The sequence below is a fragment of the Kitasatospora sp. NPDC056181 genome (genome assembly GCF_042266225.1).
Classification (GTDB): domain Bacteria; phylum Actinomycetota; class Actinomycetes; order Streptomycetales; family Streptomycetaceae; genus Kitasatospora.
The window spans coordinates 1-8554 of the sequence record NZ_JBHJUK010000246.1 but is presented as its reverse complement, the minus strand read 5'-3'; the positions used below and the strand labels follow the sequence as shown (position 1 = coordinate 8554).

The window sequence follows — 8554 nt, the reverse complement described above, 5'->3', positions numbered from 1 at the left end:
CCGCCGCATCAGCCGATCGCGACCTCCGCGTACATGCGGGCGATCACGTCCTCGATCGCGGGCTCGCGCACCGAGAGGTCGACCATCGGGTACCGCCCGGCGACGGCCGCGACGATGGGGGCGGCGCTCTGCTGGGCCGGGAAGGCCAGCCACTGCCGCGGCCCCTCGACCTTCACCACCCGGGCGCCGGCCACCTCGATCGGGGGCCCGGTCTCGGCGAGGTCGACCACCAGGGTCCGCTCGCTCTCGCCCGCCGCGTGCAGGCCGTCCAGTCCGCCGTCGTAGACGACCCGGCCGTGGTCGATCACCATCACCCGGTCGCACAGCTGCTCGATGTCGGTGAGGTCGTGGGTGGTGAGCAGCACGGTGGTGCCCTGTTCGCGGTTGACCTCCCGCAGGAACTCGCGCACCTTGCCCTTGCTGACCACGTCCAGCCCGATGGTGGGCTCGTCCAGGTAGAGCACCTGCGGGTCGTGCAGCAGCGCCGCCGCCAGGTCCCCGCGCATCCGCTGGCCGAGCGAGAGCTGGCGCACCGGGGTGTCCAACAGGTCGCCGAGGTCGAGCAGTTCGACGCAGCGTTCGAGGTTGGCGCGATATCGCCGGTCGGGGATGCGATAGAGGCGGCGGGCGAGTTCGTAGGAGTCGCGCAGCGGCAGGTCCCACCAGAGCGTGGTGCGTTGCCCGAAGACGACGCCGATCCGGCGGGCCAGCGCGACGCGTTCCCGGGCCGGGTCGACGCCGGCGACGCGCAGCCGCCCGCCGGAGGGCACCAGGATGCCGGTGAGCATCTTGATGGTGGTGGACTTGCCGGCGCCGTTCGGGCCGATGTAGCCGACGCACTCGCCGGCCTCCACCTCGAAGCTCAGCCCGTCCACGGCGCGCACCTCGCGCTTCTCGCGCCGGAACCGGCCGGCCTTGGCGCGGACGGTGAAGGTGCGGCGGACGTCGTCGAGTTCGATCAGTGCCATGGGAGTTCTGCTTTCACGAGGGGGTGGGGATCAGCTGCCGGTGCCGCGGTACGCGCGCAGACCGGCCCGCCAGGCGAGGCCGGCGGCGGCGCAGCAGAGCACCGCGGCGACCGGCGAGGCGTACTGGAAGGCGGTGGGCAGGCCGAGCGGGTCGGGCCGGCCGAGGATGCGCTGGGCGGGCAGCCAGTTGACGAACGCCAGCGGGATGCCGAAGACCACGCCGGCCACGAGCTCCTTGGCGAAGATCGTCGGCGGGTACTGCAGCACGGTGGCGCCGCCGTAGGTGATGGAGTTCTGCAGCTCGCCGGCTTCGCCCCACCAGAACTGCACGGTGGCGCCGCCGATGAAGGCCGACGCGAAGATGGCGGTGCCGCAGACGAGCAGGACGGGCACCAGCAGCACCCGGTCCCACGTCCAGTGGACGTCCAGGGCCGCCAGCGACCAGACCAGCACGGCCGCCCCCTGCACCGGCCGCCCGAGCCGGCGCAGGGTGAAGCGCTCGGCGCAGAGCTGGGCCAGCGCCGGGGCGGGGCGGATCAGCATGGTGTCCAGGCTTCCGGTGCGGATCCGTTCGCCGAGCGCGTCGGCCGTGCCGACCAGCAGGTTGGCGGTGCCCAGCGCGAACGACGACGTCCCGTACAGGAAGCCGAGTTCGGGCAGGGTCCAGCCGCCGAGGGCGCGGGTGTGCTGGAACATCAGCAGGATGACGGCGAAGTCGAGGAAGGTGACGACCGTGCTCGCCAGGGCCATCAGGGCGAAGGAGAGCCGGTAGGACATGGTGGAGCGGTTCCACATGGCCGCCACCAGCCACCAGGAGCGGACCGCCCAGCGGACCCGCGCCACGGGCCCCTCCGCGCGGACGAGGTCGGCCGGGGGCGCCGCGGCGCCGGCCGGGGGCTCCCCGGCGTGGACGAGGCCGGCCGGGTGCTCCCCGGCGCAGGCGGTGCCGGCGGGTCGGGAGTCAGCCACCCTGGACCACCACCTTGCGGGTCGCGAGCCGCTGGACGCCCTGCCCGGCGGCGAGCAGCAGGACCGCCCAGAGCGCCTGGAGGCCGAGGCTGCCGAACAGGCCGGCGCCGGCGCTCCGCTCCAGGAAGACGTCCGTGGGGATCTGGATCATCGCGGCCCAGGGCAGCACCCGGGCGATCTCGCCGAGCCAGCCCGGGAAGAGGCCGAGCGGCAGCAGCATCCCGGAGAAGAACATCGTCAGCACCACCGTGACCGAGCGGATCCCGTCCGCGTCCTGGAGCCAGAACCCGGTCAGCGAGACCAGGAAGCGCAGCCCGAAGCTGACCACCACGGCGAGCAGGACGGAGACCAGGAACACGGCCCAGACGGACGGGTCGTGCGGCAGCCGGGTGTCGAAGACCAGGCAGCCGGCGACGACCGGCAGGACGCCTCGGGCCAGCAGCTGGAAGCCGGCCCGGCCGAGGTCGCCTGCCAGCCACCAGCCCTGGAAGTCGACCGGCCGGTAGAGGTCGACCGCGATGTCGCCCTTGCGGAACCGCTCCTGGATGTCGTCCTGGAAGCCGCCGCCGAGGACCGCGACGGTGGCCAGCAGGGACTGGCTGATCCAGATGTAGGTGACCGCCTGCGCGGTGTCGTAGCCGCCGAGGCCGGGCCTGGCCTGCCAGAGGGCGATGAAGGTGTAGGCGAGGATGAAGCCGAAGACGGTGTTGGTGACGGCGCCGGCCAGGGTGGCGGCCCGGTAGGTCGAGTAGCGGCGGAAGCCGCCGCGGGCGACGGCGAGGTAGAGGCGGGCGGTGCCGCCGACGTCGGGAGGGGGCCTGAGCTGCGTCTCCGTGGGCACAGCGATAGGCATACTGTCTCCTTATCGACAAATACGAGCAGGTGGAGGCGCCCGGAACGGGGCGCACGGAACCCGGTGCCCGGAACGCCGGCCCACCGGGCGCCGGCGCGCGGGAGACCGGCGCACAGGGCACCGGCGCATGCCGGACCAGCTCCGACCGTCCCCACCCGGGGGTACCGGGCGGGCGGGCGGAGCTACCGGGCCTCGTACGCGAGAACCGGGTGCGCTATGTGGTTTGCACCTTTCACCGTACCGCCGACGATCACCTGACGCACCCGGTTTTCCCAACACCTGATCGCGGATCAAATAGCACATAATCGCCGCATGACCTTGAGGGCAGACCACCGCACCCGGCGCCAGGCCAAACGGGCCGCCCGTCGCGAGGCGCGCCGCGCCAAGCCGTTCTGGCGCCGGCTCCTGCCCACCTGGCGGGTCACCCTCGGCGCGCTCACCGTCGTCCTGCTCGCCGCCGTCGGCTCCTTCGCCGTGCTCTACCTCATCGTCCCCGTCCCCGACGCCAACGCCCACGCCGTCGCCCAGAACAACATCTACCTCTACGCCGACGGCGCCACCGAGATCGCCCGCACCGGCGCCGTCAACCGCACCGACGTCACCATCACCCAGATCCCGCCCGACACCCAGCACGCCGTCGTCTCCGCCGAGGACCGCACCTTCTACCAGAACCGCGGCATCGACCTGAAGGGCATGGTCCGGGCCGGCTGGAACACCCTCACCGGCAAAGGCATGCAGGGCGGCTCCACCATCACCCAGCAGTACGTCAAGAACTACTACCTGACCCAGGACCAGACCATCGAGCGCAAGGGCCGCGAACTCTTCATCGCCCTCAAGGTCGACCAGCAACGCAGCAAGAACGAGATCCTCACCGGCTACCTCAACAGCAGCTACTTCGGCCGCAACGCCTACGGCATCCAGAGCGCCGCCCACGCCTACTACGGCGTCGACGTCTCCCAGCTCACCCTCCCCCAGGGCGCCTACCTCGCCGCCCTGCTCCAGGCCCCCAGCATCTACGACGTCAAGACCGCCACCCCCGCCAACCGCGAGAAGGCCGTCGCCCGCTGGAACTACACCCTCGACGGCATGGTCCAACTCGGCTTCCTCACCACCGCCGACCGCGCCGCCATCACCTTCCCCGAACCCGTCGACCCCCAGCCCGCCACCGGCCTCGGCGGCCAGGCCGGCTACCTGGTCGGTGTCGCGGACGACTACCTCCTCTCCGCCGGCATCATCGACACCGCCACCCTCAAGGCCGGCGGCTGGCGGATCACCACCACCTTCGACAAGGACAAGCAGGACGCCTTCACCCACGCCGTCCAGCAGGAACTCACCGACGAACTCGACCCCGCCAAACGCCCCACCACCGACACCGACGTCCGCGTCGCCGGCGCCTCCGTCGAACCCGCCACCGGCCGCGTCGTCGCCGTCTACGGCGGCCCCGACTACGCCAGACAGCCCTACAACGACGCACTGCGCCAGGACAACCAGATCGGCTCCACCTTCAAGCCCATCGACCTCGCCGCCGGCCTCAACTCCGGCCGCAGCAGCGGCGACGGCCGCCCCATCACCACCGAAACCCGCTACGACGGCGCCAGCGAACGCCCCGTCACCGGCGGCCCCACCCCGTACGCCCCGCCCAACGAGGACGACATCGACTACGGCGACATCACCCTGCGCCACGCCATGGCGAAGTCGGTCAACTCGGTCTACGCCCAGGAAGGCGTCGACGCCGGACTCGCCCACGTCCGCGAGACCGCCATCCGGCTCGGCATCCCCGACAACGTCCCCGGTATGGACCCGGCCAACACCTCGATGACCCTCGGCACCGCCACCCCCAGCGCCCTCAACCTGGCCGGCGCCTACGCCGCCTTCGCCAACCACGGCCAGGCGTACACCCCGTGGTCCGTCACCAAACTCGAACGCGTCCACACCGGCGGCGCCATCGACGTCCCCAAGATGCCCGAACACGTCCCGACCACCGCCATCGACCGGGGCACCGCCGACGCCGTCACCGACGTCCTGCGCGACGTCGTCAGCCCCCGCGGCACCGGCGCCGCCGCCCTCGACCTCGGCCGCCCCGCCGCCGGCAAGACCGGCACCACCGACTCCAACCTCTCCGCCTGGTTCGCCGGCTTCACCCCCGAACTCACCACCACCGTCGGCCTCTTCCGGGAGAACCCGAAGACCCACGCCAAGGAGCCGCTCTCCGGCACCGCCGGCTACACCCGGATCAACGGCGGCACCTTCCCCACCGAGATCTGGACCGCCTACATGGCCGACGTCCTGGAGGGCACCGCCGTCCAGAACTTCGACCTCCAGCCCAGCCGGGGCAACAACGAGCCGACCACCCCCGCCACCACCGCCACCACCGCGCCGGCCACGCCGTACCCCGGAGCGAGCACCACCAGCGCACCGCCCCGCACCACGGCCCCGACCACGCCGGCCCACGAACGGCCCACCCCGAGCAACCGCCCCACCGAGACCCGGCCGGCCGACCCCACCCCCGAAGCGCCCCTTCCCACACCCACCCCGGAGCCGCCGGCCGTCACCCCGACCAGCCGGCCCACCTCGGCCAGACCCACCACCGCACCCACCCCGACCCCGGTCCCGACCCCGATCCCCTCGGTCACCGGCGGTCCCGGCCCCGGCCCCGGACCCGGCCCCGGGCCCGCCGCCGCCACCCCGCCCACCCCGTAGCGGCCCCGGCCACCACCCGACTCAGGACACCAGCTCCCGCTCCAGCGGCGTCCGGAACCGCGGCGTCACCCGCACCTCCCCCAGCCAGCCCGACAACCGCGCCGCCTCCACCGCGACCGCCGCCTCCACCTCCGCCCCGGCATCCGTGAACAGCCGCCACACCACCTCGCCGTCCGCACGCTGCGCCCAGCCGCCCACCACCCGGCCGCACCACCAGACCGTCGGCCCCGCGTTGCCCGCCCGGTCGAACAGGGCCGGGACGTCCTCCGGCCGCAGGTACCAGTCACGCCCGCGCCAGCCCATCACCGTCGGATCCAGCGCCGGCAACAGCGCCGCCCACGGCTCGGGCTCCGCCACCGGCTCCACGTCCTCCGGCAGCAGCACGCCCGTCACACCCCCGGACAGGGCCACCTCCACCGCACCCACGTCGGCCAGCGCCTTGCGGGTGTCCCCCAGCGTCCAGCCCGTCCACCACTTCACGTCCTCGACCGTGGCCGGCCCGTACGCCGCCAGCCACCGCCGCACCACCTCCGCCTTGGCCTCCCGCACCGGCACGTCCGGCCACTGCGGCACCCGCGCCCACGGATAGCTGCTGCTCAGCCACGACCCCCGCGGCCGGCACCGGCGCAGGTGCCCGTCCGAGGCCAGCAGCCGCAGCAGCCGGCTGCCCACGCTCTGCTTCGCCTCGTAGGGCTTGCCCGCCGACATCAGCATCGTCTCGCGCAACGCCGGCACGTCCTCGCCGAGTTCGCCCGTCGTCGCCTCACCGCGCCGCTCCAGCGCCGCCAGCACCGCCCGCTCCGTCTCGGCGAGCCGCGCCTCGTCCCAGCCCTCGGCGAACTGGCCGAGGTGCTTCAGCAGCGTCGCCCGCTCCTTGACCGCGATCGCCCGCGCCGTGGACGCGCTCACGAACGGCGCGAACTCCTCCGTGACCGCGAAGATCGTCCGCCGCATCGACAGCAGCTTCACCAGCGAGACGTCCTCGTACAGCGCCCGCTCGACCTCGGCCGCCGACGGCTCCGCCAGCCGCGCGCACGCCGACAGGTACACCGTCCCGGCATCGGTGGCGTGCAGCCCGACCACCGCGTCCGCGACCTGCTCGACCCGCTCCGCCCGCCCGGCGGGCGCCAGCAGGTGCCGCCGGCCCACCCGGGCCCGGCGCTGCTCGTCACCGATCAGGGGCAGACCACTCGAACGCACACCGCTGCTCATGGCCGGACCCTACTGCCACCCTCCGACAACCGCCCCCGGACGCGAAGAGGCGGGCCGCCGCGCACCACGGCGCGACGGCCCGCCCGGGGCCGGTCGGGTCCGGTCGGGTCCTCAGAGGTACAGCCCGGTCGACCCCTCCGTGTCACCGAAGCGCATCGCCGCGACGGCGTGCAGGTCGCGCTCGCGCAGCAGCACGTACGTGGCGCCGCGGACCTCGACCTCCAGCTTGTCCTCCGGGTCGTAGAGGACGCGGTCTCCCGGCTCCACCGAGCGGACGCTCTGGCCCACCGCGACGGCCTCCGCCCAGGTGCACCTCTTGCTCAGCTCCGCGGTCGCCGGGATGAGGATGCCGCCGGTCGAGCGGCGCTCGCCCTCGCTGCCCTCGGTCTTCACCAGGACGCGGTCGTGCAGCATCTTGATCGGCAGCTTCTCGCCCAGCCGGTCGTGGCGCGGCGAGTCGTGCTCCGGCGAGGCGGTCTTCGGGGTCGGTTCGTCGTTCGTACTCACGATCCCGAAGGTACCGCTCCCGGGCCCGCAGCGTGACGCTGGCCCGGAGTACGAGAAGCCCGCACGGGCGGCCCCGGGCCGCGCAGTCCCCCGGGGCCACGGGCGGTCCCGGGCCGCGCAGTCCCACAGGCGCGGGGAAAGGCGCCCGGGCATACGGAAGGCCGGGCACCGACGGCGCCCGGCCCCGTGAAACCCGCCGGTCAGCTCTTGCGGCGCTTCCGGGCCGAGGCGACCAGCAGCACCAGACCGGCGCCGACGAGCGCGGCCGGGACGACCCGCTCCTTGCGCGGCCGCCCGTCCTCGTCCACGAACTGCGCCTTGGCCTTCTCCACCAGCCCGCTGGCCGCCACGTAGGCCCGGGCGGCCTTCTCCTCCACGGAGGCCACCGCCTTCGCCTTGACCTGGGCGGAGATCGTGGTCGGGTGGACACGCATGGCGAGCTCGTCCAGGGTCGCCGCAAGCTGGGTGCGGGTGCGGGAGATGTCCGCCTCGATCTGGGCGGTCGTCCTCGCCGAGTTGTCCTTCGTGCTCGCCTCGCCCACTCGGGCCACCCCAATTCACTGATGTTGTCCTGTGCGACTGACCCAGTTTGTCAGCTACCGCGAACGGCCGCGCGGCCCCACCCACCATCGGAGGTAAGTTTGCCGTGGTACGACCACCCGCCCACGCACCAGGAGAGTCCCCCGTGACTGAGCGTCTCCAGCCCGGCGACACCGCGCCCGCCTTCAGCCTGTCGGACGCCGACGGCAACCAGGTGTCGCTCGCCGACCACCTCGGCCGCAAGGTGATCGTCTACTTCTACCCCGCCGCGCTCACCCCGGGCTGCACCAAGCAGGCCTGCGACTTCACGGACAACCTGGAGGTCTTCGCCGGCGCCGGCTACGACGTCATCGGCATCTCGCCGGACAAGCCGGAGAAGCTCGGCAAGTTCCGCGAGGCCGAGGACCTCAAGGTCGTCCTGCTCTCCGACCCGGACCACGCCGTCCTGGAGGCCTACGCCGCGTACGGCGAGAAGCAGAACTACGGCCGCACCTACCAGGGCGTGATCCGCTCCACGGTGATCGTGGACGAGCAGGGCAAGGTCGAGCGCGCGCTCTACAACGTGAAGGCCACCGGCCACGTCGCCAAGCTGCTGCGCGACCTCAAGGTCGAGACCGCCTGACGGGACGTCCCACGGGACGGCCCCGCGGGACGGCCCTGGCGACCGCCCGGTGGTCGCGTAAACGGAGCAGTCGCGTAAACGGAGCGGTGGGGGGGGGGGCCCCCCCCCCGGGGCGCCCCCCCCCCCCCCCCCAACCAAGGGTACAACGGGGGGGAACAAGGGCCCCAGGGGGAACAAGAACCC

Annotated in this window: 8 protein-coding genes; 2 read left to right on the top strand and 6 right to left on the bottom strand. The window is 73.0% G+C overall.

All coding sequences use genetic code 11. The features are described from left to right. Window positions 1-8: 8 nt before the first annotated feature. From ACFC1F_RS41790 to ACFC1F_RS41780, 3 genes are read right to left on the bottom strand one after another with little or no spacing between them, the layout of a single operon-like run. A complete protein-coding gene (locus ACFC1F_RS41790; protein ID WP_376166875.1) occupies window positions 9-968 on the bottom strand; it encodes an ATP-binding cassette domain-containing protein in 960 nt (319 codons plus the stop codon). Between the two features lie 30 nt (window positions 969-998). Next, window positions 999-1937, bottom strand: a complete 939-nt coding sequence (locus ACFC1F_RS41785) for an ABC transporter permease (RefSeq protein ID WP_376166873.1) — start codon at window positions 1935-1937, stop codon at window positions 999-1001. Next, window positions 1930-2790, bottom strand: a complete 861-nt coding sequence (locus tag ACFC1F_RS41780) for an ABC transporter permease (protein WP_376166871.1) — start codon at window positions 2788-2790, stop codon at window positions 1930-1932. The genes ACFC1F_RS41785 and ACFC1F_RS41780 overlap by 8 nt, the downstream gene beginning before the upstream one ends. A 312-nt stretch (window positions 2791-3102) precedes the next feature. On the opposite strand from ACFC1F_RS41780, the gene ACFC1F_RS41775 reads away from it, so the two are divergent. Further along, window positions 3103-5490, top strand: coding sequence for a transglycosylase domain-containing protein (locus ACFC1F_RS41775; protein WP_376166869.1), 2388 nt, complete (start codon window positions 3103-3105; stop codon window positions 5488-5490). 21 nt (window positions 5491-5511) lie between these two features. Here the strand turns inward: ACFC1F_RS41775 and ACFC1F_RS41770 are convergent, their stop codons facing one another. The 3 genes from ACFC1F_RS41770 to ACFC1F_RS41760 all read right to left on the bottom strand — a co-directional run bounded on the left by ACFC1F_RS41770 (window position 5512) and on the right by ACFC1F_RS41760 (window position 7751). Continuing rightward, window positions 5512-6702 (bottom strand): winged helix DNA-binding domain-containing protein, encoded by a 1191-nt coding sequence (locus ACFC1F_RS41770; protein WP_376166867.1) that lies wholly within the window; start codon window positions 6700-6702, stop codon window positions 5512-5514. Window positions 6703-6813: 111 nt separating this feature from the next. Then, window positions 6814-7116: a co-chaperone GroES gene (locus ACFC1F_RS41765; RefSeq protein ID WP_148645002.1), complete on the bottom strand. Its 303-nt coding sequence runs from the start codon at window positions 7114-7116 to the stop codon at window positions 6814-6816. Window positions 7117-7409: 293 nt separating this feature from the next. Then, window positions 7410-7751, bottom strand: coding sequence for a DUF3618 domain-containing protein (locus ACFC1F_RS41760; RefSeq protein WP_148644667.1), 342 nt, complete (start codon window positions 7749-7751; stop codon window positions 7410-7412). A gap of 143 nt (window positions 7752-7894) precedes the next feature. On the opposite strand from ACFC1F_RS41760, the gene bcp reads away from it, so the two are divergent. Next, window positions 7895-8371 (top strand): thioredoxin-dependent thiol peroxidase, encoded by a 477-nt coding sequence (bcp, locus tag ACFC1F_RS41755; RefSeq protein ID WP_148644666.1) that lies wholly within the window; start codon window positions 7895-7897, stop codon window positions 8369-8371. Window positions 8372-8554 lie beyond the last annotated feature (183 nt).

Coding starts and splice junctions, on each gene's coding strand:
- ACFC1F_RS41790 (WP_376166875.1), bottom strand. CDS start 968: ATGGCACTGATCGAACTCGACGACGTCCGCCGCACCTTCACCGTCCGC.
- ACFC1F_RS41780 (WP_376166871.1), bottom strand. CDS start 2,790: ATGCCTATCGCTGTGCCCACGGAGACGCAGCTCAGGCCCCCTCCCGAC.
- ACFC1F_RS41775 (WP_376166869.1), top strand. CDS start 3,103: ATGACCTTGAGGGCAGACCACCGCACCCGGCGCCAGGCCAAACGGGCC.
- ACFC1F_RS41770 (WP_376166867.1), bottom strand. CDS start 6,702: ATGAGCAGCGGTGTGCGTTCGAGTGGTCTGCCCCTGATCGGTGACGAG.
- ACFC1F_RS41765 (WP_148645002.1), bottom strand. CDS start 7,116: ATGCTGCACGACCGCGTCCTGGTGAAGACCGAGGGCAGCGAGGGCGAG.